This window comes from Deinococcus radiopugnans ATCC 19172 (assembly GCF_006335125.1).
In the GTDB taxonomy this organism is placed as follows: Bacteria; Deinococcota; Deinococci; order Deinococcales; family Deinococcaceae; genus Deinococcus; species Deinococcus radiopugnans.
In genome coordinates, this window is record NZ_VDMO01000013.1 from 1 (window position 1) to 26025 (window position 26025).

General features: G+C 64.6%; 13 protein-coding genes and 1 tRNA gene. 13 read left to right on the forward strand and 1 reads right to left on the reverse strand.

Translation table 11 applies throughout. The features are described 5' to 3' along the window. Positions 1–51: 51 nt before the first annotated feature. The 5 genes from FHR04_RS12560 (at position 52) to FHR04_RS12580 (ending at position 7481) form a co-directional block, all read left to right on the forward strand. Positions 52–127: transfer RNA gene (locus FHR04_RS12560), tRNA-Gly, on the forward strand. 136 nt (positions 128–263) lie between these two features. Beyond that, positions 264–1445, forward strand: a complete 1182-nt coding sequence (tgt, locus tag FHR04_RS12565; RefSeq protein WP_170213948.1) for a tRNA guanosine(34) transglycosylase Tgt — start codon at positions 264–266, stop codon at positions 1443–1445. A 302-nt stretch (positions 1446–1747) separates the two neighbouring features. Then, the gene (locus FHR04_RS12570) at positions 1748–5146 is read left to right on the forward strand and encodes an S-layer homology domain-containing protein (RefSeq protein ID WP_139403758.1); all 3399 of its coding nucleotides are present in this window, start codon (positions 1748–1750) and stop codon (positions 5144–5146) included. Positions 5147–5273: 127 nt separating this feature from the next. Beyond that, the gene (locus FHR04_RS12575; protein ID WP_139403759.1) at positions 5274–6218 is read left to right on the forward strand and encodes a manganese-dependent inorganic pyrophosphatase; all 945 of its coding nucleotides are present in this window, start codon (positions 5274–5276) and stop codon (positions 6216–6218) included. Positions 6219–6224: 6 nt separating this feature from the next. Next, positions 6225–7481, forward strand: a complete 1257-nt coding sequence (locus FHR04_RS12580; RefSeq protein ID WP_139403760.1) for a bifunctional folylpolyglutamate synthase/dihydrofolate synthase — start codon at positions 6225–6227, stop codon at positions 7479–7481. A gap of 24 nt (positions 7482–7505) precedes the next feature. Here FHR04_RS12580 and FHR04_RS12585 read toward each other — a convergent pair whose 3' ends face one another. After that, entirely contained in the window at positions 7506–7895 is a 390-nt protein-coding gene (locus tag FHR04_RS12585) for an SCP2 sterol-binding domain-containing protein (protein WP_169745380.1), read from the reverse strand. A gap of 164 nt (positions 7896–8059) precedes the next feature. Between FHR04_RS12585 and FHR04_RS12590 the strand changes: the two genes are divergently transcribed. The 8 genes from FHR04_RS12590 to FHR04_RS12625 all read left to right on the forward strand — a co-directional run bounded on the left by FHR04_RS12590 (position 8060) and on the right by FHR04_RS12625 (position 26017). After that, positions 8060–8359, forward strand: a complete 300-nt coding sequence (locus FHR04_RS12590) for a hypothetical protein (protein ID WP_039681558.1) — start codon at positions 8060–8062, stop codon at positions 8357–8359. Positions 8360–8531: 172 nt separating this feature from the next. Further along, entirely contained in the window at positions 8532–9473 is a 942-nt protein-coding gene (locus FHR04_RS12595) for a methyltransferase (protein WP_139403761.1), read from the forward strand. Positions 9474–9789: 316 nt separating this feature from the next. Beyond that, positions 9790–10296: a hypothetical protein gene (locus FHR04_RS12600; protein WP_139403762.1), complete on the forward strand. Its 507-nt coding sequence runs from the start codon at positions 9790–9792 to the stop codon at positions 10294–10296. Between the two features lie 81 nt (positions 10297–10377). Further along, on the forward strand, positions 10378–12528 hold the full coding sequence (locus tag FHR04_RS12605) for a hypothetical protein (RefSeq protein ID WP_139403763.1): 2151 nt from the start codon (positions 10378–10380) through the stop codon (positions 12526–12528). 164 nt (positions 12529–12692) lie between these two features. After that, positions 12693–15491, forward strand: coding sequence for a DUF11 domain-containing protein (locus FHR04_RS12610; protein WP_139403764.1), 2799 nt, complete (start codon positions 12693–12695; stop codon positions 15489–15491). 5 nt (positions 15492–15496) lie between these two features. Next, positions 15497–20329 carry a COG1470 family protein gene (locus FHR04_RS12615; protein WP_139403765.1) on the forward strand — a complete coding sequence of 1611 codons (4833 nt, stop codon included), beginning with the start codon at positions 15497–15499 and terminating at the stop codon, positions 20327–20329. A gap of 50 nt (positions 20330–20379) precedes the next feature. After that, positions 20380–24996, forward strand: coding sequence for a beta strand repeat-containing protein (locus FHR04_RS12620; RefSeq protein ID WP_170213949.1), 4617 nt, complete (start codon positions 20380–20382; stop codon positions 24994–24996). An 85-nt stretch (positions 24997–25081) separates the two neighbouring features. Beyond that, positions 25082–26017, forward strand: a complete 936-nt coding sequence (locus FHR04_RS12625; RefSeq protein WP_139403767.1) for a DMT family transporter — start codon at positions 25082–25084, stop codon at positions 26015–26017. The last annotated feature ends 8 nt before the right edge of the window (positions 26018–26025 follow it).

The window sequence follows — 26025 nt, forward strand, 5'->3', positions numbered from 1 at the left end:
GTGCGGGGGTTTTTTCTTTTCCCTTCCCATGCGCCCCTCGGCGCATGTTTTGCGGGAGTAGCTCAGCTGGTAGAGCACTACCTTGCCAAGGTAGATGTCGCGAGTTCGAATCTCGTCTCCCGCTCCATCCCACCCCCTCCTCCTCGGAGGGGGCTTTTTTTGTGTGTTGTGAGCCTTGGCACACGCCTGAAATGAGGTCGAAAACCAGCTGGTTCCAGTCTCAGGCTGGGATTGCGGGTAGACGGATGCGCCACAATACATGTATGTTCGAGTTTCAAGTTCAGTACCAGGATGGACGTGCGCGGGTGGCAAGCTTTACAACTCCTCACGGTTCAGTGACGACCCCGATGTTCATGCCTGTAGGCACCCAGGGTACGGTCAAGGGCATTAGTCCGCAGGAACTGTTAGATATCGGCTCTCAGATGATTCTGGGCAATACCTACCATCTGATGTTGCGGCCGGGTGAGGCCCTGGTGGCGGCCCACGGTGGCCTGCCGGGCTTCACTGCATACCCTGGTCCCTTCCTGACCGATTCGGGGGGGTTTCAGGTGATGAGCCTGGGGCATCTGCGCAAGATCAGCGAACAGGGCGTGATCTTCAAGAGCCATCTGGACGGCAGTCTGGTGGAGTTGACCCCAGAACGCAGCATCGAGGTGCAGCAGGAACTGGGGGCGGACGTGATCATGGCCTTCGACGAATGCCCACCTTTCCCGGCCGAGCGGGAGTACATTACCCAAAGTTTGGAGCGCACTGTGCGCTGGCTGGAACGCTGCCTGGCCTTCAAATCGCGGGAGGATCAGGCACTGTTCGCCATCGTGCAGGGGGGCATTCATCCGGACTTGCGGCAGCAGAGCCTGGACCTGACCCTGCCCTTTCAGACCCCTGGCTTTGCCATTGGTGGACTGGCCGTGGGGGAGAGCAAGGCCGAGATGTACCCGGCAGTGGAGTTCACCACCGCCCGTTTGCCCGCTGACAAGCCCCGGTACCTGATGGGCGTGGGGCACCCTGAAGATCTGGTGGCCGGTATCGCGCTGGGGGTCGACATGTTCGACTGCGTGTATCCCACCCGCACTGGCCGCTTCGGCTATGCGCTGACCGATGACGGACGCCTGAACCTGAATTCCAGCGCGCCGCGCCGGGATCTGCGCCCAATTGATGACGATTGCGATTGCTATGCCTGCCGTCATTACACTCGCGCCTACCTGGCTCACCTGGTGCGGGCTGAGGAGTTGCTGGCCCCGCGCATGCTCTCGCTGCACAATCTGCGCTATCTGCATCGGCTGGTCGAGCGGGCCAGGGCCGCCATTGCCACGCAAACCTTCGATACCTGGGCCAGAGCCTGGGGCCGCCAGTACTTCGGCGGTGAGCTGCCCGCATGGTTTGCCGCCAGTCTAGATGCCTCAGGACGCGAGGCAACTGGGGTGCCGCAGCCGTCGCCAAAATGAGCCACATGAGTTGTTCATCTCTTCACACCTTGATCAGAAAGGAGGGGTGAGAGGCGGAATGTCGAATTTATCGGGTTCTCAGGGTTGACCCCCCTGTCTTCATGCTTGTATCATCCGTTCTGATCTGACACCTGCACACCCATCTCGGGGGAGGCGCTCAGATTGCACCACACAGTTGCGCATGCGGGAGAGAACGACGCGGTGAACTACTCCGGGAGAGGAAACTCGGTAACTCGCCCCATCGTCACCTTCAGAAGCCGTTTTTCGTTGCTTCCGACGCGCGACAACCTTTGGGGGTTCGTATGAAGAAAAGCTTGCTCGTTCTCACCGCCGCTCTGGCATTCGGCATGGCCGCTGCCCAGACGGAGGCACCCGCCAGCGCACCTCAGGTGCCTGCGCTGACCGACGTTCCTGCCGGTCACTGGGCCAAGGACGCTATTGACCGTCTGGTTGGTCAGGGCATCATCCTGGGCTACCCCGACGGCACCTACCGTGGCACGCAGAACCTGACGCGATACGAGGCCGCCGTGATCATCGCGCGCCTGCTCGACCAGGTCCGTACCGGTGAAGTGCCTGCTGGCAGCATCGACGCCGACACCCTGACCGCGCTGCAGAACGCGATTCAGGAACTGGCCGCCGATCTGGCTGCCCTGGGCGTGCGCGTCAGCGACCTGGAAGAAAACGCGGTCAGCCGCGACGACTTCACCCGTCTGGAAAGCCGCGTTGAGGAACTGGCGTCCGCCGGAACCGCGACCGCGCCCGCCGGCGACGCCGAAGCGATTGCCAACATCCAGGCCCAGATCGACGACCTGACGGCCCGCGCCGACGACTACGACACCCTGCGTGCCGATGTCGACGACAACGCCAGCAGCATCGCCGCGCTGAACGACCTGACCGTGCTGCTGAACCAGGACATCCTGAACCTGCAGGACCGCACCAGCGCCATCGAAGCCGCCCAGGCCGATCTGGTCCAGAAGGCCGACTTCGACACCCTGTCGGGCCGCGTGGGCACCGTCGAAGGCCGCGTTACCAAGGTGGAGACCTCGGTGGGCGACCTGGACAACCGCGTCAAGCAGCTGGAGAAGTACGCTTTCAGCCTGCGCCCCAGCCTGAGCGCTACCTACTACGTGGCCCGTGGCACGCGCGACATGGACTTTGACCGCCTGCTCCCCGGCACCGTCTTCAGCACCGGCGACGATGGCGACGGCGATACCGCCGATACCGCCGTGGACTGGGCGGACCTGAGCGGCAGCCGCTCCAAGGTAGTCAATTCGGAAGCGGGCTTCTACGGCTTCAGCAATGCGGGCGGCGCGGTCAGCAAGGAAGGCAATACCACCCTGTCTTTCGGCATCACCTTCGACAACGCTGGCAAGATCGACACCGCGACCAGCGCAACCACTGGCAAGTTCACCCCCAGTGCAGGCAAGCTGAACGTTAACAAGGTTGATGTGAATTTTGGTGTGCGTGCTGGTCTGCCCACCGCTGACAGCCGTTACCCCGATGTGGTTCAGGATGACGTGACCTATCGTCCCTTGTTCTTCTACTTCAAGCAGGGAACGGCAGCCTTTACCGTAGGCAATTCTCCTGTTACGGTGACTTTCGGCAAGGCGCTGAAGTTCAAGTTCGGGGATTATCTGTTCGACAATGACGCCACGGGTCGCGGTGACGGCTTCATCGTCAATGTGGACGGCAGCAACGTTCCTGTGATTGGGGCCTACAAGCCCAACATCACGGTGGTCTACGGCAGCCGTGGGGGTGCGGATGCCGCCTTCAACACTATTCCTCAGTACATTGTCAACCCGGCCGATCCGACTGGGAAGCTGATCGCCAACCCCGACGGCACCCGTGAGCTTGATTTCGTCAGCGCCGGCGCGTACAAGTATTACCGTGGCGTGCGTGCGGAAATCACGCCTATCGGCACCCTGAAGGCGGGCATCAACTATGCCCAGGAGTCGCTGGATGAAACTGGCGTCAATGCCGTCACGAACTTCGCCAAGGGTGTCGGCGCCACTGTGCCTTCCCCTGCAACTCCGGTTACGTTGCCCGGTGTTCTCAGTGGCCCCACCAATGTCGTGGCTTTCGGTGCAGACCTGCACGGCGCAGTGGCTGGCTGGCAGATCGACAGCGAATACGCCCAGAGCAGTGTGACGCGGACCACCTTCACTCCCAACACCGTTGCTACGGCCCCCGCTACCAGCGTGACTTTGAGCACCGCAACCACCACCGAGCGTGCGTTCTACGGTAAGGTGGCCGGCACCCTGGGACCAGTTAAGGTCTATGATCTGAACTATCGCAACATCACCGCCGGTTATGACGCGACGGCTGGCATCATGGAAGCCGATCCGACCGACGATGACAGCACCGCCCCTTACCACAACAACCAGAACGGCTTCGGCGTCAAGGTCGGCGGCGCGCTCGGCCCCGTGGCCCTGGGTGCGTACTACGACCGCGAAACCAACCACGCCGGTACGACCAGCTCGCTGATCACCGATCTGGGTGTGGCGGCCAAGGCCAACCTGTTCAATCTGGTGACGGTACGCGGCGGCTACTACCAGCTCAATAAGGGTGCGGACGCATACGAGAAGGTCAATGGACAGTCCGGTAACGGCACCCGCTACAGCGTGCGCGCCGATGTCACTCCTGGCTTCGGTCTGGCCATCGGTGGGTACTACAACTACTTCGCTCTGAACGGCAACCGTCAGCAGAGTGACAACTCCCTGTTCCGCAACAGCAAGTACAACAGCTACTTCGGTCTGGCGAACAACGAGTTCCTGGATTCGAACGGCTGCGGCGCCGATCACCCCGGCATCGCTGGCTCCGATACCGACGCTGTGGGCGGCGCGCTGAGCTTCTCGCTGGCCAACTTCACCGACAAGAACTGCTACACCGAGTACGGCGCGGAACTGACCCATAACGGCAAGGACGCCAGCGCGCTGGTCAAGGACCTGACCTTCCGCATCGGTTACGCTCAGCGTTACCGGAACTTCACCAACAGCTACAGCAACGCCTTCACCTACGGTGACGTGCTGTACGGCAAGAAGATTGGGATTGCTCAGGTGGACGTCAAGGCAGCCTTCGGGATTGACCGTTACACCGACGCCGAGCGCGATGCCAGCAACCTGACGGGTCTGTCTAACGTCAAGGACAACAGCAACGCTGCGGCCATTGGCGTCAAGGTGAGCACCGATCCGCTGAACGTGATCTTCAAGCCCAGCTTCGAGGGTCAGGTCGGCTACTACACCCGCAGCCACGATTACGGCAGCGGTCAGTACAACGTGGTCACCCCTGCTCAGGATGCTCAGCCTGCGACGCCGACCTCGGCGGCTACGCCTGCCACGCCTGAAGTCATTACCCCCACCAACAAGCCCGCGGACTACACCTCCAACGCGTTCAAGTACTCGGTGGGCGTGAAGCTCAATGAGTTCCTGCTGCCCAACACCAAACTGGCGGTGTACTACGCCGGCTACCAGGGCACCAACCGCGCCTACACCCCCTTCGTGAACGACACGGCTGGCAAGTACAGCGACGTCAACACCGGCGGCGCGACCGTCAAGCAGGACCTGCTGTACGTCGAAGGCAACTACTACGATCTGTCCTTCGGTTACGGCGTGGGCAACCTGCGTCTGCGCGGCGGAAGCAACGCTGCCCCTGCTGACGCACGCGGCCAGGTCTTCAAGATCAGCTACAAGGTCAACTTCTAAGCCCCAACGGGTTAGAGCTGCACCTTCCTCTTCCGTCCTGTTTCCTGAAAGCCCCCGCCAAGTGCGGGGGTTTTTCGTGTGTCGGGTCCAGGCATCTTCGGCCCAGCTCAGCCGCTAGACTGCCTGCATGCTTCCCGTGTTCGGACACCTCAATCCAGATACCGACGCCATCGCCTCCGCGCTGGTCTACGCCCGCCTGCTGTCGCGGCAGGGCCTTGCGGCTCAGGCCTACCGCCTGGGCGATCTCAATTTCGAGACGCCGTTCGTGCTGGAGCGGGCTGGGGTAGAAGCCCCGCCGCTGCTGCCCGCGCTGGAGGCCGGCATGGCGGTGGCCCTGGTGGACCACAACGAGAGTGCCCAGTCCGCGCCCAATCTGACGGACCTGAAGGTCACGCACGTCGTCGACCATCACAAGCTGGGCAACCTGACCACCATGCAGCCCGCCTTCCTGCGCTTCGAGCCGGTGGGCTGCACCGCCACGCTGCTGCTGAAGTTGCACCGCGAGGCCCGCCTGAGCGTGGAACAGCCCGATGCCATGCTGATGCTGAGCGCAGTCCTCAGCGACACCCTGCACTTTCGCAGCCCCACCACCACCCCCGATGACCGCGAGGCGGTGGCGTTCCTGGCCCCGATTGCCGGGGTGCGCGACGTGACGGCCTACGCGCTGGAGATGTTCGCGGCCAAGAGCGATCTGGGCGACACGCCCGCCGCCGAGCTGCTGAAGATGGACTACAAGGTCTTTCCCTTTGGCGATCCTCTTCAGCCGCAGCGCTGGGGCCTGGGCGTGATCGAGACCACCAATCCCGGGTACGTGTTCGGGCGTCAGGCCGAGCTGCTGGCGGCCATGCAGGCGGTGCGGGCGGCGGACGGTCTGGACGGGGTGTTGCTGGGCGTGGTGGACATCCTGAACGAGACCAACCGAATGCTGGTGGCGAGCGAGCGCGAGGCGGCGGTGGTGCAGGCGGCGTTCGGTGCGCCCACCGTGGCGAACGTGGCCGATCTGGGAGACCGCATCAGCCGCAAGAAGCAGATTGTGCCTGCGTTGGAAAAGCACTTCGAGCTGCCGTCCTGAATCCCGATGAGCGATAACCACCTGAGCTGGCTGTTCGCCCGCCAGCGCTTCGGCATCCATCCGGGGCTGGAGCGGGTACGGGCGCTGCTGGCCCGCCTTGGTGATCCACAGGAGGCCTTCCAGACCGTGCTGGTGGGTGGCACCAACGGCAAGGGCAGCACGGCGGCGGTGCTGGCCTCCATCCTGCAGGCAGACGGGCGGCGTACGGGCCTCTTTACCAGCCCACACCTGACCCGCTTCACCGAACGCTTTCAGGTAAACGGCCAGGAAGTGTCCTCAGAGATTGTCGAAGCCGCGCTGGACCACGTGCGGCCCCACGCCGAGGCCAGCAGCGCCACGTTCTTTGAGATCGTCACAGCCCTGGGGGCGCTGCTGTTCGCGCAGGCCGGAGTCGACCTGGCAGTGATGGAGGTGGGCCTGGGAGGCCGCCTGGATTCCACCAACGTGCTGGACCCGCTGCTGAGCGTACTGACCAATGTGGCACTGGACCACACCGAGATCCTGGGCCACACGCTGGAGGCCATCGCCGCCGAGAAGGCCGGGATTCTGCGGGCGGGTCGCCCCGCCGTGACGGGGGTGGCGGCGGCGCTGTTACCGCCCCTGCGGGACACTGGCGCGGACCTGTGGGCGCTGGGTCAGGAGATAGAGATGCGGACCCGTTCGCTGGGCTGGCAGGGTGCGGAGGTGGCCCTGACGCTGCCGAAGGCTGCCGTGGGCTTTCACACCCCGCTGCTGGGCGCGCACGGGGCACGGAATGCGGCGCTGGCGGCGGCGGCGGCGGTGCGACTGGGTGTGGGCCAGGAAACCATTCGGTCAGGCGCGGCGGCCGCACGCTGGCCCGGACGGCTGGAAAGGCTGCCGTGGCGCGGCGGGAGCATCCTGCTGGACGGCGCGCACAATCCCGACGGTGCGCGGGCGCTGGCCGCCACACTGCGTGAGCTGGCTCTGCCCCCGCTGCCCCTCATCTTCGGTGCAGCGGGCGATAAGGATGTGGACGGGGTGGTCGAGGCGCTGCGTCCGCACGTTTTGCATTCGGTCCTGACTCAGGCGGCCCTCAGCCCAAGAGCGGCGGCGGCGGCTGACCTTGCTCCGCTGTTCACGGGCCTGCCCGTCACCCTGACCCGCTCCCCACAGGAGGCGCTGAACGCGCTGAGTGCCCTGGGTGGCCCGCTGGCACTGGCCTGCGGCAGCCTGTACCTGATCGGCGAGTTGCGCCCGTTGCTGCTGGGCGAGGCGGGTGAGGAGCGAGAACGCTGGCAGTAGTGCGGTCTCACGGGTAGGGTGGTTTTACTCGCCCCCCGTCTCGGCGCGGTAGGCCGCCTGCACCTTCGCCAGTCCCGGCGCGAGGGCCAGGGCACGCAGCAGCGGCCCACTGAGCTTCAGCTTTCCGGCGGTGATGGCCGCCACCGGATTCAGCTCGCCGCGCCAGAAGGCGTGGGCCGTCTCGCCGCTCATGGCGAAGGTCAGATCGCTGCTGGCGTCGCGGGCGCTCTGGCCCCGGCTGAGGCTGGCCGCGTGACCGTCACGCCCGTCCACCCGCAGCCAGGCATCTGGGGCATGGATGGCGAAGGTCAGCGCCAGCCGTCCCTGCACGGGGCCAGGATCGGCGGCTTTCTGGAACACCCGCGTCAGCAGGTCCTCAAGTTCTTCGCCATTCTGGAAAGGGAGGGGACTCACACCAGCAGCCCAGCCCAGATGTGATTCGGCCACCGTACGATTTGTGGCAATGCTGTGTCTGGCACAGCCTTGAACTGACTTTCACAGGGCGGGCTGGCGTACACACCGCGCCGCCCAACGGGCGTTAGATAGGTGGGCAGGATCAATTCAAGGAGGTATGACGCATGAATCAGCAACTTCAGCAGACCATTCAGGCCCTTTCGGGCGGCGTTCAGGGCGTGGACGCCCAGACGGCAGTGAGTAACGTCACGAGCTGGCACAGCACCCTCGACGGCGTTCCCGGCGCGGAAAGCGTGACCAGCATGCTGGCGAAGCTCAAGAGCGCGCTGGAGAGCGGTGACCTGTCCGGCGCAGCTGCGATGCTGCCTGACCTGGGCAGCGAAACCAGCCGGCTGGCGTCTGCCGCCCCCGCAGAGGACCAGGAAGGTCTGCGTCAACTCGGCTCCGCGCTGGGCGGCCAGTAAGCCCGCGCAAGCATCACACCCTTGAGGAGGAACGCCGTTGCTGGTGTTCCTCCTTTTTTTGGTCTGAGGTTCTCCCCGGTAAGATGCAGGGGAGGACTTTTACCGGTCCCACAGCGCTGCACCACCCACCGTCCCGATCAACCGACAGCCCGGTCCAATATGCTGACGGGCGATGCCGTCGTCTCTCTCCTTCACGTTGGAACCGCTGTCACTGATTGTTCCCGCCGTACGCGAGGCGCTGGAGACCAGCAGACTGAAGGAAGGCGCAGAGGTCACGCTGGAAGTTCCGGACCCCGACGCGGGCCTGGGCCTGTATGCCGGTGAGCTGGGAGCGGCGGGGCGTCATCGCCCCTGGAGTGTCTGGGTAGATCTGGCGGACGCGCTGGGCGCACACCTGCGGACGCCGGAGCGGGCGGGGCCGGGCCGGGTGCGCTTTGGCCTGGGCCTGCGCCCCTACGCTGCTGCCCCTGCCCCGGACGCGGAGGGTTATGGCGCAGACAGTGACTGGGCGCGGGTGGACAAGCTGGAAGACCCGGTGCTGCTGCTGACACTGGTGGAGGCGCTGCGGCGAATCGGTCCCCCGGCAGGCGGGCGCGTGCTGGCCCTGGGCGTGAACACCGGGCGTGAGTTGGACGCCCTGGCCCTGGCCTTTCCAGACCGGTCCTTTAAGGTGGTGGGGGTGGACAGCGACGCCTCGGCGCTGGGGCAGGCTCGGCGCAGGCACCCAGCGGGCAGGTTTGTGGAACTGGACGTGGCCTGCCTCCCCTCCGCTGAACTGGACCGTTTCGACGTGATTCTGGCCCTCAGCCTGTTGCAAAGTCCGGGGGTGCGCCGGGACGTGCTGCTTAAAGCGCTGTGCCGCCACCACCTGACCGAAACAGGCGGGCTGGTGCTGGGCTTTCCCAACGCCCGCTACCGCGACGGCACCCTGAGCTACGGCGCCCGCATGAAAAACTTCGCTCGCCCGGATCTGAGTCTGCTGTGCGCCGACGTGACCGACACCCGCCGCGATCTGCAAAAGCGCGGCTTTCAGGTTTTCGTGACGGGCAAATACGAGGTGCTGCTGACGGCCCTGCCGGTGGGGCAGAGGGTAGGGCAGAGGCTGGAACTGTAGCCGTTCGTACCAGGCAATTCAGTCTGCCGAATACCTCAGTCTCACTCTCCTATCACCCCGTCGGGGGGGTTTTTTTGGTCAGCACTACGGCCCTTTATTTCTGATCCTGTGAAGAACCCGTCTGGAACGGATTCCAGCGTCATCTTTAGATACTCATTATTCTCACGTCTTCTCGTATGGCCGTTTGCCTTCCAAATGATAGGCGGCCGTGTAAGCAACGTGTAAGAAACAGATTTTTACCCTCAGTACAGGAAAAGAAGCCCTGCTGATCCGCCGCTCATCTCTTCACTGTGCCTTTAACTTCTTAGGAGTCCGCATGAAATGTCACCCGCCCACCCTGCTTATCACGCTGCTGCTCAGCGGCGCGGTCAGCGCACTCGCTCAGGGCAGCGAACCCATCAGCCTGAAACTGAGCATGCTGGCCGTGAAGACCATCAAGGTCGACGGCAAACCCACGGAGCAGCTCGTGCCCAACCCCGGCAGCGTCAACCCCGGCGACGTCATCAGACAGATGGTCAGCGTGAAGAACGCCACCGCCAAGACGGTTCGCGATCTGCCGGTGCAGCTGCCCGTACCCAAGAACACCGAGTATCTGGCGCCCGAGAAAGGTCTGGACAGCACGAAAATCATGTACTCCATCGATGGTGGCAAGACCTTCGCCGCCGCGCCCCTGAAAAAGACCATCACCGTGACCGAGAACGGCAAGTCCGTTCAGAAGGAGGTGGAGGTCAAGCCGGGCGAGTACAACGCCGTGCGCTGGATCGTGGCCGAACTGGCCCCCGGCAAATCGCTGGAGCTGGGCTACCGCATTCAGGTCAAGTAAATCGCACGCCCCACCATTTCCACATTCTCGATTCAAACATCTACTGGCCGCCAATGGCCAAAGCAAATAAGGAGAAGTCCTGTGAAAGTCAACCCCAAATTTCTGACCCTGATGGTGGCCCTGGCCGCCGGAACCGCTGCCGCTGCCGGAACGCCCTCGGGCACGGTGATCACCAACACTGCGACCGCCACCTTCACCGATCCCACCACCAACGCGCCGGCCACGCCGGTCAATTCCAACACGGTCAGCACCACCGTACTGCCCAAACCCGATTTTGACATCGTGTACGTGAACGGCACTGACGGCACCACGGCCACGACGGACCCGCTGCCGACCGGTTACCAGGGCAATGTCCTGCCGGGTGCAGTGCTCGAAACGGCATACAAGGTGGTCAACCAGGGCAACGTCGATGACTACGTCGTTCAGCTGGCGGCCAACACCAATGGCAGTCCCAGTGCACCGACCAGCGTCAAGTACTACCTTGATGCCAACAACGACGGCCTGCTGGGGGCCGTCGAGCGCGCTGCGGGCCCGGTGACGCAGGTGACCGTGCGTGTCGATAAGCTTGAAACCCAGCAGGACGAGGGCGTCGTCAGCATTATCCAGGTCATTGAAGTGCCTGCAAACGCTGCAGCCGGTGGCAGGTACGCGGCCAGCCCCCAGGGCACCGCCGACGTCTACACCGCGGGTGTGATTGCGCCGAAGACGGAAGCGGCCTCTGACCTCCAGTACAGCCGCGCCGTGATTTACACTCCCTCGATCTTCAACGGCGTGATCGACGGTGATCCGACGACGCCGGGCCAGCAGCCGCCCGCCACCACCGTGACGCCTCCCGGTAGCCCCACCACCGTTCCTGGTTACGTGGATCCCACTCGGCCCGGCACGAATATCGTGGCCGTCAACTTGGACAATCAGATTGCCTATCCCAAGGCCGATGCCAACAGCACCGCCGACACTGTGGTCTTTATCAACAGCCTGACCAACGGCGGCTCACTGACGGATATCGTTCGCCTGTTCCCCACGGATACGACCGGACCAGGGGGCATTTCTCTGGCCACGCCCAGCGCCGGGGGGATCTTCACGCTGCCCAACGGCGTGATCGTGAGCTTTACTGACACCAACGGCAAGGCCTTGCCGGTCGACGCCAATGGTTATCCCCTGCTGACGGTCGCCCCTGGGCAAACGCTGGGTTACCGCACGGTGGTGACCTACCCTGATTTCGACAGTGACCCGGCCAACAACCCCGGTCCTGTGGTCATCATCGTGGGCGCAGACTCGGGCAACGACGGCGACGCGCTCAGCGATGATGCCTCGACCAATACGGTTTTCCCTCCTCAGCTGCAGTTCGGCGACGCGACCTCCGCGCTGGGCACCACGCCCACCCCCAACCCTGTTCAGAGCGTTGTGCCAGGGGCGGCCGCCGGCACCGCGCCCGGCACGAGTACCGACAGCAGCGCGGTGTTCCCCATGGACCTGGCGAACCTGGGTGCGTACAGCGACAGCTACACCCTGAAAGGAACCGTGGTGGTGCCCGTCATCGCCGCCGACAGCACCGTTTCCAACACGACGGTTAACGTTCGCTACTTCAGCGACAACAACGGCCAGCCGGGCACGGAGCTGCCCTTCACGACCAACCCTGACGGCACCCGCAGCTACACCACCGGCACGGCTATCGCCGATACGGAACTCAAGGTTTTCGCGGTTGTGGACATCCCGACCAACGCTCAGGCCACCACGGTCAACGGCGTGACCACCAACTTGGTTGTCCAGCAGACGGCCAAGGCGGTGTACAGCACCATCGTGCGTGAGGACAACAACGACGAGATCGCCGTGGGCCAGCCCAACGACAAGGGGGTTGTGCTGAGCAAGTCCGAACCTGCCTCGGCCCTGCCCGGTGCGCCCCTGAGCTACACCATCACGGCGAAGAACAACTACAACGCGGTGCTCAAGAACTTCTACGTGACCGAGTCCAACACCAACCCCAGCACCAACGTGTTCACCTGGACGACCTTCAGCTCCGTCACGGCCACCAAGACCTTCACGGCCGGCGCGGTGCTGTACCGCTTCAACGGCGGCACTTGGCAGACCAGCGCCGTACCAACGGTGGCCGCGAGCGCGGTGACTAGCGTGGACGTCGGTGTGGACACCAACGGCAACGGCACGGTGGATGCCAACGACGCCTTCCCCGCGCAGGGCGGCCTGACCCTCATCTTCCAGGTCATCGTCAAGTAAACCTCACCCATGCGCGCCCTGCCTTCTGTGTGGGGCGCGCTTTCTCGCAATGCTCCCGCCAAAACCTATCCACAACACCAGAACTTTTTTTGCTCCAGCGCCTGTTTTGACTCCACGCACATTTTCGTGCGCAGCGCCCCTCCCGCCCACTCAAGGAGAACTCTGTGACCCGCTCCCGTTTCGTCCTTCCCGCGTTGCTGCTGGGTCTGCTGCTGCCCGGCGCACACGCTGGCGCCCAGACACTCACGCCCGCCGGCACGGTGATCACCAACCAGGCGCAGGCCGAGTTCCTGTCTCCCCCCACCGGCCAGCCCACCGTGGTGCGGTCCAACGTCGTGCAGACCACCGTTGCCGCTGTGTGTGCGGTCAGTGTGACCCCCGACGGCACGGTGGCCCAGCCCGGCCAGAGCGCGGCCCTGCTGCCCGGCGAAGCGGCGACGTTCGTCTACAAGATCGTCAACGCGGGCAACGCCACCTCTACCTTCGGCGTCTCCGCCCGGACGGAGGCAGGCGGCATCTCCACCCCTGGATTGAAGCTGGTGCGTGACCTGAACGGCAATGGCAAGGCCGACACAAACGAGCCGGAGATCAGCAGCGTCACGCTGGACGCCGACAGGACGGCGGATGTGCTGCTGCTGGTGGAAGCGATCAGCGCTGGAGACGCCTTCGTGAATCTGGTGGCCGGATGCGCGGGCGGCCAGAGCGACAGCAACAACGTGAGCGTGGTGCGAATCAGCCCGCCCCCCGCCCTCTCCGTGAGCAAGAGCTTTAGCCCCGCGCTGCTGCGCCCCGGCGCGGAAACCACCGTGACGGTCAAGACCACCAACGGCGGCCAGGGCCAGAGCCGCGAGGTCATCCTGACTGACCTCCTGACCGCGCAACTCGCGCAGGGTCTGAGCTTCGTGGCGGGCAGCGCCAGCAGCAACGCGGGCACGCTGGAATACACCGAGGACGGCACGGTCTGGACCGCCATCCCCGGAACTGTGGTGCGCGGCGTGCGCGTGCGCGTGCCCAGTCTGGCCCCCGGCGCGGACCTGACCCTGACCTTCAGGATGCGCGCGGGCGCCAGCGCCGAGAACAAGGTCATCCCCAACACCGCCACCGTCCTGACCGGCAAGCAGACCGTGAGTGATACGGCGAGAGTTGATGTGCGTTACCAGCCCGCCGTGGCGATTGGCCCACAAGGCAACCCTGAAGCCCCCGAAGGCACCGCCGCAGACCGCCAGAGCCGGGTGCTGGCCGTGCTGGGGCAACCCGTCTGCTTTGACCACACCGCAAAAAATACGGGTGACGTGAAGGATGCCTTTACCCTGAGCGTGGGCTATCCCACGGGCAGGGCCACCGCTGTTTTTTACGGCGAAGGCGGCCAGCCCCTCGCGCAGCCCCTGCTGCTGGACGCGGGCCAGAGCGCCCCCGTGCGGGTGTGCTACAGCGCCAACCAGACCGGGCCGCTGGATGCCCTGATCACCATCAGGGGGGAGCGGGGGACCAGCAACGCCACCAGCGACGCGGTGGACAGTGTGGAAGGCGGCCTGCCCGAACTGGTCAAGTCCTCCGTGGCAACGGCTCAGGACGGCCAGACCGCGGTGACCCTGCCCGCCGGGGCGACGGTGGCGACAGGCGACACCATCACCTACCGCCTCATGGTCCGCAATCCCTACACCCGCCCGCTGACCGGCGTGGTGGTGTCCGACAAGCTGACCGCCCACCTGGACTTCGTGAGCGCCACGGACGGCGGCCTCAGCACCGGCGCGGAAGGCGCGCAGACCGTGCAGTGGACCCTGGAAACGCTGGCCCCCAATGAAACGCGCGTGCTGACCGTGGTTACGAGGGTCAGCCCCCGTGCGGTGGACGGCGAGGCCCTCAAGAACATCTTCCAGATGGTCAGCACCCAGACGCCTGATTCCCTGAGCAGCAACGAGGTCATGACCCCGGTGTGGACTGCTAAGCTGGCCGTGAACAAGGACGTGAACGCCACCGAGGTGACCGTCGGTGACCGTCTGAGCTACACCCTGACCGTCACCAACAAATCGGCCACCACCTCGATCATCGACGCGCGCATCAAGGACACGCCCGCAAAGGGCCTGAGCTACATCCCCGGCAGCAGCCGGCTGGGCGGCCAACCCCTAGCCGATCCGCAGATCAAGGACGGTGTGCTGACCTGGAGCGTGGCGGAACTGCCCGCCGGGGTGCCGGTCACGCTGACCTACGACACCCGCGTCACGGCTGATGCTGCCGGGGAACTGGTGAATACCGTGGAGGTCAGTGGCGTCGGGGCCGGCGGCGTGGCCCGCGCCATCGCCAGCAACCAGGCCGTGGCCACTGTCAAGCTGAGGCTGGGCCTGTTCGCGCCGCTGTCGGACATCCTGGGCGTGGTGTACGTGGACCGCAACCGTGACGGGCGCTATCAGGAAGGGCTGGACACCCCGCTGCCGCGCGCCCGCGTGCTGCTGGCCGGGGGGCGCCAGACCCTGACCGATCCACAGGGCCGCTACAGCTTCGCCAACGTCGTCAATGGAACGCAGGCGCTGCGACTGGACCCCCTGACCACACCCTACCCGCCGCTGCCGGTGCCGCGCGACGGCGGCCTGAGCGGCACCCAGACGGTGTTCGTCAATGGCCTGACAGGCGTGGACTTCCCGCTGGCCCCGCTGGGCGGCGAGATTGCGGCGCTGCGCCGCACCACGCTTACGGTCACGCAGGGCGACACCGTCGTGACGCTGGAAAAGGCCGTCTATGCGGTGGAGGACGGCTACGTGGTCACACTGGACATCCAGTCGCCGCGCGTGCTGGAAGGCGTGGAGCTGCTGGACCCGCTGCCCGCCGGGGCCACCTTGAAAGACGGACGCAAGACGCTGCCCGCTAGCCTGCCTGCGGGTGAAACGAACCTCACCTACCGCTTTGCCTGGAACGGCGAGCCGCGCGCGGCCACCACCGATCCCACGCTGAGCTGGAGGAACTGACTACCGTGAAGAGCCACCGACACAATCTGCACCGCCTCGCCCTGTCCCTGACGGCCCTGCTGGCTGTGGGCGCGGGCGCGAACGCGCGGGCCACTGGCACCGGGATCGACACCAGCCTGCCCCTGACCAGCGTGGGTGATGCGCTGGCCTGGACCGTGGGCGACCAGACCCTGACCCTGGACGTGCCGGTGACGGGGGCGGTGCGCCTGGAGCTGTACAGCCCCCGGGTGGACCCGTCCGACTACCGCAACAGCGACGCCTATTACGGCGACGAGCAGTACGATCAGGGCGCGGCGCCGGTGTCCACCACCTTCAGCGTGCTGGACAGCGCGGGCCGGACGATGGTCAGCCGCACCTTCACGCCCGGCCAACACGGCTGGGAAACGCTGCTGGACCAGACGCTGCCCGCCGGGAAATACACCCTGCGCGCCGTCACGCAGGGCAACGGCAAGAACACCTTCGCCATTCGGCTGGCCGGGGTCAGCGCCGCTGTCAGTGCGGACCGCCTGACCGTCAATGTGCATTCGCAGGCGTGGGTGCCGGCCATCAACATCAGCACCGACGGCGGACCGTACAGCCTGAAGATGTACGACGGCGACGGCCCGGACGAGCTGGAAGCCCGCGTGATCGACGCGGCCACCGGGTACTCCGTACCGCTGCCGATCAGCCGCAACCTGGGCGAGGTGGAACTGCCGTTGCCCATGCGCGCCGGGAAATACGTGATCGAACTGCGCCAGCCTGCAACCGCGAAGCAGTACAGCAACGCGGTGGGCTTCAGCCTGGTGCGTGCGGGCAAACCGGCACCCATTGCGGTGGGCGCGGTGGACCAGACCGGCCTGCTGCGCGTGAGCGCCACGCTGGTGCTGCCCGGTCTGCGCCAGCGTGGCACCGCCGACGTGACCGTAGGCGAGCAGCCCCTGAGTGTGGACGGACAGGCCGAGACCCGCGTGGCTGCCGGAACCTACCCCATCCGCGTCGGCGCAGTCGCTGGCGCACAGGTGGAGGTCACCCCCAGCGTGAGCGTGCCGCGCGGCGGCGTGGCGGAGGCCACGGTGGAAGTTCGCCCGCAGGTGGCCCTGACCCTGGAGAGCGACAAGCCCGAAGTCTGCGTGGGCGACACGGTGACCTTTACTGCCCGCGCAACGACCGACTTTGCCGGCGCACTTCCCATGACCCTGGCACTGGCAGGAGACCCCGATGAGGAGTCTGCGGGCGAACTGGACTTCGGAGGCGGCGGACGCACGCTGGAAGGAACCTTCAGTCGCAGGAGCAATGGGATCCAGCAGCTTGGCGGGGTCGCGACACGCGCCGGACCTCTGACGGTCATCGCCACGTTGGGTCCGTGGGGTCTGCAGCGGCGTATGACGGTCAGCGTCAGGGCTGACTCTACCCCGTTGCAACTGACCCGTTCGCCGCTGGCCGACACGCCCGTCGGCCAGGAAGCAACGGTCACGCTGACCCTGAAAAATACGGCCGATGTGACGGTCCCCTACACCCTCAGTGACACTCCCGGCGTGGGTCTGGAGGCGCTGGACCCCACCGCGTTCAGCGGAGAACTCCAGAGCGGCGAAACGAGAACCCTGAGCTACCGCGTGCGCGTGACGGCTGCGGGCATGGCGACCCTGAATGCCACGCTGGACACGCCCGCCTGTTCGCGCCCGCAGGCCGTGATGGGACGGCTGATGGCCGCTGAACCCGCTCCGGCGCCCGTACCCGAAGCCGTGCCTGCCCCGGCGGTGACCAGATCGGTCACGCGCACGAGCGTCGTCAGCCTGCCCTTCGACGCCCCGGCCCAGGCCCGCGAGGTGATCATCGCGCACGCCGTCCCTGCGGGCGCCACCTTTGTTCCAGGCAGCAGCCGCCTGAACGGGCAGGCCACTGCCGATCCGCGCCGTGGGGCCAGCGGTGCGCTGTACTGGACGCTGCCGGGCCACGCCGCTGGCACGGTCCTGCGCGGCAGCCTCACCTACACCCTGACCCATGAGGGCGCGTTGCCCGAACTGCCGGCGCCCGCGTTGCTCGCCCGTTATGCCGGAGACCGGAGCGAGGTCCTCCAGGGGCAGATCAACGATGCCGACCTGAAGGGCGCCATTGCCCTGAGTGCCGCCGGGCAGCTCAGCGAGAACGAGGGGGCCATCAAGCTCCCGCTCCAGGGCAGCGACGTGCGCATCCGGGACCGCATCAGCGTGGTGGTGGAAGTGGCGGTGGGCGAGGTGGGCGAACTGCGGGTCAACGGCAAGCCCATCGGCAGTGACCGCATCGGCCAGACCACCGACGACGGCCCGCGCGGCGTGACCCGTCTGGTGTACGTGGGCGTGCCGCTGACGCCCGGCCCCAACATTCTGACCTTCGCCGGGCAGAGCATCACGGTCAACCGCGTGGGACCCACGGCGAAGGTGGAGGTCCTGCCCGAAACCCTGGTGGCCGACGGCAGCACGCCGCTGCGCCTGAAGGTTCGCGCGCTGGATGCTTTTGGCCGCCTATCCTCGCAGTCGTCGGTGACGCTGCGCTCCAACCTGGAGCCGCGCACCCCCGACGCCAACCCCACGGAAGCCGACTATCAGTTGCGGCTGGTAGACGGTGAGGGCGTGCTGGAACTGCAGCCGCAGGCGTCGCCTGGCACCCTGAAACTGGACGTCCTGCAAGGCGCGGACGTGATCCGCCAGAGTTTCGCCGTCACGCCCGGCGGGGGCCGCGTGGGCGTGGGCATGGTCAGTGCCACGCTGGGTCTGGACGGCAGCCTCAACCTGAGTGACGATCTGAAAGTGCAGGCCCGCGCCAGCTACGAGGGACCGCTGGCCGGAGGCAAACTCTACGTGGCCGCCGACAAGGACGGCCTGCCCAGCGAGCGCGACACCCTGCGGCGCTACAGCCTGTTCGGCGACAGCAGCGTGGAAAGCGTGCCGCTCCAGGGCAGTGACCCGGTGGCCGTGGAATACGATCACCCGGCCTTCCACGCGCAGTATCGCCGCGCGCCGCTGCCCATCGACGTGCTGCCGGTAGGCGAGCAGTTCACGGCCCTGAGTGCGAATGGTAAAAGCAACCCCTCAGTGTCCGGCTTCGTGGCCCTGGTGCCCGAGGCCCGGGTCACCGATGAGCGCGTCCTGCCCGAGGGCACCCGCATCCTGCGCCTGAAGAATGGGGAGATCAGTCTGGGCAGCGAGACGCTGGACGTGGTCACGCTGGAACAGGACACCGGCAAGGAACTGGGCCGCGTTCGGCTGGTCCGCAACGTGGATTATCAACTGGACCGCGCCACCGGAATCGTCACCCTGACCCGTGCGCTGGACCGGGTGGACCCCACATTGAATGACGTGGTGGTGCTGGCCTCCTACCGCCTGGAAAACGAGAACTCCCAGCGCAAACTGGCCTACGGCGTGCAGGCCGGATACGCTGGCAAGACCTACAGCGTGGGCGTGGCCGCCGTCAGCCTGGACAGCCGCTTCACCTTTGGCGCGCGTGCCCGCTACGCCAATGGAGAGACCCGCGCCGACGGTCTGCTGGCGTATTCGGGCGGGATGCAGGCCAGTCTGGATGCCAGCACCAAATTCGGCGGCCGTGGCCTGACCGGGGGAAACCTGGGTTTCAAGGTGCGCTACCAGAGTGCGGGCTACGCCGGACTGGCCCCCTTCGCGCCGGGCCTGAACGTCAGCGGCAGCTACGACGCCAAAGTCGCCCAGAATGTCCGCGTGCTGGTAGACGGCGAGTACCACCGCACACCCACGGCCACGGAACCTACGCAGGGTGGCAGCGTGTCGGCCCGCGCGGATGTCGCGCTGTCGCCCTTCAGCGTGGGCGGCGGCCTCAAGGTGGGCTTCGGCGATCAGCGGGGCCTGAGCGGCATTGCCAGCGCCGGCTACCACCGCGCCCCGCTGGACGTGGACGTGGTGCACACCCAGCCCTTCAGCGGGGCGCAGAAAGCGGAAACCAACTTAGGCGTGCGCTACCGCCTCGGCAAGGTCACGCTGGGCGTCACCGACAAGGTGACCTGGGGCGTGGGCCAGACCGCTGGCCTGACGCTGGACAGCATGCTGGGCCGCACCAACTACGCGGTGGCCTATGACCTGCCCACGGCGGGCGGTCAGGGCAACCGCGCCCGCTTCGGCGTGACCACCACCCTGCCCCTGAACGCGCGCACCTCGCTGGGGCTGCGGGGCAGCGCCGTGTACGACATCGCAGCCAGCAAGACCGAACTCGGCGCAGGCGCGGACCTGAACTACAAGACCGAGACGGTCAGCGCCACCGCCGGAACCGATCTGGTCCTAAACGACAAGGGCTTCGGCGTGGTCATCCGTGCGGGCGTCGCTGGACAACTCACGCCGAGGCTGACCCTCAGCGCCGACAGTCTGGCCGAATTCGGTGCGGGCAAGGGTGGCCTGCGCGCTGCCGTGGGCTACGCTTACCGCAACAGCGCCTTCAACAGCCTGGGGACCCTGCGTTACGTCAACGGCAGCCTGGCCGGAAACAAGCCCGAACTGAGCGGCAACCTGAGCGCCGAGTACCGTCAGCCCCGCTGGGCCGTGCGTGGCGGCGTGGATACCCGCACATTGCTGAACGATCCGGGCAGCTTCACCGCGCAGGCGGCGCTGGGCGGCACAGCGTACCTGGGCGAGCGCTTCGGCGTGGGCGCGTGGGGCCGCGTGCTGACGCAGCCCAGCACCGGCACAACGCAGGCGGGCTATGGCCTGGAAGCCAGCGTGCGCGCCCTGCCTGGCACCTGGCTGACCGCCGGGTACAACCTGGCCGGCTTCGAGGGCATCGGCAATCAATACTCCAAAAAGGGAGCTTACGTGCGGCTTGATTTGACTGTGGATGAAACGATTGGAGATAGACGATGAATCGGTTGAAGTTGAAGCGACTCAGAGGCTGGATGGGTATAGCCCTTGGAATGGCTGCCAGCGTATTCGGCACTGCTTTTGCGGAAGGATCTGTGCAAACCAGTCTTGGCAGTACTGCGTCAGGAGAGCCTTTTAACCAATATCTATATGCTTATGACGTTACCAGTCAATACATCAAAACGAATAATCGTCCTGTCTATGCCGATATTCTGTCTTCAGGAGAGGTTATTAATATCTCTTTGTGTGGTGCGGTAGATGCCGACCCTCTCCGCATTGAGATTTATAATCCATCAGGTACATTAGTTCAGACTTTCGTACCTATCGCAGGTAAGGGTAAAATTGCCTGCAATTCCACGCTGTCAGGCCCGATTACCACGGCATACAAATACACCACCACCACGACAGGCGCATACCAAATCCGGTTATACAACACTAACGGTGGAACAGCTGACGAAAGATATTTCAAGCGCTTTGATATTACTGTCACACCTAATAACAGTATAAATCCTGATCCTAGGCTGAATAGCGGGCGTATCTGGGGCAGGGCATGGGCCTTCAACGGATACGAGACATACACCGCCACAGGCTCTACGGACTCAAATTATTTTGTGCGCGTCCCTGGAGGACGGACGGGGTCAGAATATATTTGGAAACTCGATCTGAACAAATTTGCAGGGTTCCGTTACGATATCATCGCCAATTCTATCGGCTTGGATGCCCCCAATTCGGGATACAGCGCTGAGGGGACTGCTTCGGCAGCACCTCTGCACCCAATTTATCTGAGCTATCCCGCCCAGGCTTCATCACCTCCCACACTTCCTCCAGTCATTTCCAATTTCCGCTTTGAGGGGGATGGTGGCCGTACTTTCATTTCGCCAGGGAATACGGTGGGGATGAACGACACTGGCAGATTTAAATTTACTGGCGATGTCGATGGGACGTACACCATCACCATTGACACTAACAAAGATGGTGTTTACGGCACAGGTGACCGCTTGTTGCTCGGAACCAGTTTGGCTTCGACCGAGACGTCCGTGGTCTGGGACGGAAAAAATGCAGCGGGAACTGTATTGCCTATCGGTAACTACAATGCAGAGTTGAAGGTGCGCTTAGGCGAATATCATTTTGTGGCTTACGATGTGGAGACAAGCGGCGGTGGAGACAACAATGGATTGACTGTCTACCGGGCCACTTCTCAGACAGGAACATCGAATACACAGGTTTACTGGGACGACGTGACCAAGCTGCCAGGTAAAGGGGGGACATCTAACTTACCTAGCGGAGGAGCCTCTGGGACGGCGGCGGGCACTCATACCTGGGGCAACTTTGCGGCGGGTGGTTTGGGTGACACTCGCTACCTCGACACCTATGTCTATGGTTTGGTCAGTAGCGTCTTATCCTCTGCTGTTATTACCAACGGCGATGCAACCATCACGGGGAAGGTCTATAACGACACGAATAGGAATGGTGTTGCGGATGGAGGAGAAACGGGCATTCCGTCTGCCACTTTGCAGCTTCTGAATTCAAGTCAGGCTGTTGTTGCGACTGTTCAGGCAGATACCAGTGGCAACTATACCTTCTTAGGTATTGCTGCGGGCACTTATACTGTCAGAGTTATCTCTGATAGTGCTGTAAATGGGAAGACGCCGACTATCCCTGCTCCGGCTCAGCTGACTGTGGCAGTTACCGACACTGCTGCGAATGGTAATAATTTCGGTTTTGTGCCATCCGCTGATCTTGCTATAACCAAAACCGATGGTGTGGGCAGCGTAAATTCAGGAAATAACACCACATATACCATCCGTGTGACCAATAACGGCCCCAGCAGCGTTACGGGCGCGGTGGTCAAAGATCCCACCGCGACAGGTCTAAATCAGACGGCAGCGGCCTGCACCGCGGTCAGCGGTAATACCTGCACTACTGCCCCGACTACCGCTGCATTGCAGAGTGCAGGTGGCGTGACCTTACCTGCCTTGGCCACCGGCGCGTTCTACGAATTCACGGTCACGGCCAACGTGACGGCGGCCAGCGGCAGCGTCAGCAACACTGTCACAGTGGCAGTTCCGGTGGGTGCTACTGATCCTACGGCAGGCAACAATAGTGCTACAGATACGGACATCGTCACTTCTCTTTTTTTCATTTCCGGCAACGTTTACGAGGACTACAACTACGGCGGAGGCGCGGGCCGGATCTACAACGCTGCTGAGGGCATGAGCCTGCGCCCTAGCGTGCGGGTCGAGCTGTACAACAATGCGGGAGCGTTCATTGACGCCAAGCTGACTGACGCTAGCGGTGGATATACCTTTGCTAACCAGCTGCCCGGCGATTACAAGGTGCGGGTGGTCAATAGCTTCGTGACCAGCAGCCGTGCCGGTGCCTGCGCCCCAGCTGCTAACGTCTCGACGCCTCCAGCGGGGTGTATGCAACTTCCTGTACAGACCTATGTCAGCGGCAACACAGCGCAGGTGGGCGGCGCGTTCCCCAAGAGCACCGATCCGGCGCTCAGCACGGGAACCTTGCCTGTGGGCGCACAGTCGGTGGCGAGTGTGACCGTGGGTAGCTCCAACGTGGCGAATGTCGATTTCGGCTACAACTTCAGCACTGTAGTCAATACAGGCGACGCGGCGACGCCCGGACAGGGCAGTTTGAGGCAGTTCATCGTGAACGCCAATGCGCTGGCAAATAACACGCTGGCCCAGAGCGGCAACCGGGGCGCAGTGGTCACGGGCGCAAGTCAGACCTTGCCCAGCGCCCGCGATACCAGCATCTTCATGATTCCGTCGGGTGCCCTGACAGGTGGAGTTGCAATCATCACGTCTACAGGCAGCGTAATGCCCGCCATCACGCGCAGTAACGTCAGCGTTGACGGCACTACCCAGTCCGTGAACGTCGGCAATACCAATACGGGCGTGCTGGGCACGGGCGGCACGGTGGGTTACCTCAACACGGCCACGCTGGATATGGTCCAGAAGCCTGAAGTGCAGCTTGTCGGTACCAGTGCCCTCCTGGTGGGTCTGGATCTTCAGGCCAATGACCTCCAGGTGCGGGGCATGTCCGTCTACGGCTTCGGCAACCAGGCAAACCAGAACAATCACGCCAACATCCGGATCGGCAACAACTTTACCGGCAGCCTGATCGAGGCCAACATCCTCGGCTCGCCTGCCAGCAGCTTTGGCTGCGGGGCTTCGACCACCGCCGCCCTGAGCAACGCCGACAACATCCGCTCGGTGGGCGGCGACGGCGGCACGGTGCGGAACAACCTGATCGGCTGCGCGGCGGGCAAGGGCTTCGGCGTGGAGGGTGGCTCCGAGAACTGGACAATCACCAACAACGAGATTCGCGGCAACGGAATCGGCAACACGAATCTGGACGGTATAGATCTCGAAAACTCTGGAAGCAAGAACCACACGGTCAGCGGCAACCTGATCACTGAGAACAGCGGCGTGGGGGTCGACGGCTATCAGGGCAGCGGCGGCAACACGATCGAGCGAAACACGATCACCGGGAACGGCATCGGACAGGGCGGTGCGCCGGGCGAAACGTCGGGCATCCGAATTTACAGCTCCAACAACGCCGTCCGGAACAACGTGATCGCTCAGAACTACGGTGCGGGCATCCTGGTGGTCAGCGGTCATACTGGCAACCTGATCTCCCAGAACAGCATGTACGACAATGGGACGATCGCAGCGGCCAACGGCGCGGCGGCCAGCAACCAGATCGGGATTGATCTGCTTGCGGCGGGCGATTCAGCCAGCGCCGGCACAGCGCCCTACGTCACCAGGAACGATAGCGGTGATGGGGATACTGGAGGCAACGACCTGTTGAATTTCCCAGTCTTCGAGATGGCGCAGATCGTGAGCGGCAAACTGCAGCTGAGCGGCTTTGCCCGCCCGGGCAGCGCCATCGAGCTGTTCATCGCGGCGGCTGATGCCAGCGGCTTCGGCGAGGGCAGGACCTACCTGGTGACCCTGATCGAGGGCAGCGCGGCGGACACCGATGGCGGCACGGGCACCTACACCGATACCCTCACCGGCACCGACACCACCAATCGCTTCCGCTTCAGCGTTCCGCTGCCGAATGGCGTCACTGTAGGCACGCGGTTGACGGCGACCGCCACCTGCTCGGCCGCCAGTTGCCCCGGCACCACGGTTTCGGTCAGCAGCGAGACCAGCGAGTTCAGCTACAACGTCGTGGTGACCGCGCAGCCTCCCAGCATCTCGCTGCTCAAGCTGGGCCGCAATACGGCGGGCGGTCCATTCACAGATAGCAGCACCCTGATTGGCGTGCGCCCCGGTGAGTCGGTGGAATACTGTGTGATATACAGCAATGCTGGCGGGGAAGCCACCAACTTCGTGTTGCGGGATTACGTGCCCTCTGGCCTGGTGCCGCAGCTCTCGGCCTACGGTACCAGAGGCGGCGGTCAGGCGCTGGGCCTGAAGTACGCGCCGGGCGTGGCGCTGACCGCAGGGGCCGCCGACAGCGCGGCCGTGATGCCGCCCCTTACCAGCGTCAGCGATGGCGATGAGGGTGCCCTGAGCAACGTGCCCGTGACCAATCCTGGTGACCCGGTCGGCAGTCCGCAGCGGCCGGGGCTGATGACCCTCACCCTGCCGAGCGTGCCGGCGGGGGGTCAGGGAACCGTCTGTTTCCAGGCGAAAGTGCCGTAACACTTCATCTCACTACTGATCGCGCCGCCCACCTTCTTATGGTGGGCGGCGCCTTTCGCCCTTCATCCCCTCTACAATCCTTACCGTGTCTCCCCGGTTGCGCGGCGTTCTTCTCCTCATTCTGGTCACGGCGGTGTGGGGCAGCACCTTCGCGGTGGTCAAAACGCTGGGCGAGCTGCTGCCCCCGGCCCAGCTGATTGCGTGGCGGTTTCTGATCGGTTTCCTGGCGCTGCTGCCCGCCCTGCTGATCCGGGGCTGGGGCCTGCGGCGACGGCGGGCGGATCAACCCGCGCCTGCCGCCCGTCCCCGCTTCTCGTGGCGCGACGGTCTGTGGCGCGACGGCCTGTTGCTGGGCGCATGGCTGATTGCGGGCTACGGCACCCAGACCATTGCCTTGCAAACCACCACCGCCAACCGCGCCGCCTTCTTCACGGCCCTGAGCGTGGTGCTGGTGCCGCTGTGGCTGGTCTTCGCGCAGCGGCGGCGGATGCCCCTGCCCTTGCTGGCCGCGCTGCCCCTAGCGGTGCTGGGCCTGGGCCTGCTGTCCTGGGAGGGCGGCGCGTGGGTGGTGGGCGACGCCTGGGCGCTGGCCTGCGCCGTGACCTACGCGGGCTTCATCATCACGCTGGAGCGGCTGTCGAACCGGCACGCGGCGCTGCCGTTCACGCTGGCGCAGCTTGCGGCGGTCACGGTGCTGGCGTGGCTGTGGGCCGGGGTGTCTGGCGGCACCGCCTGGCCGCCCGCCGCCGCCTGGGGGCCGCTGCTGTATCTGGGGGTGGTGGCCACCGCCCTGACCACGCTGCTGCAAACGGTGGGCCAGCGCACCGTCAGTGCTGCCGAGGCCAGCCTGATCTACGCGCTGGAACCGGTGACGGCCACCCTGTTCAGCTTCTTTCTCATCGGCGAGCGGGTGGGCCTGCGCGGCGCGCTGGGGGGCCTGCTCGTGGTGGGCGGCACGGTCCTCAGCCAGCGCAGCGGGGGTGAGGCCCGGCCGGAAACCCCCGCGCCGCTGGCCGAGTAGGCACTGGT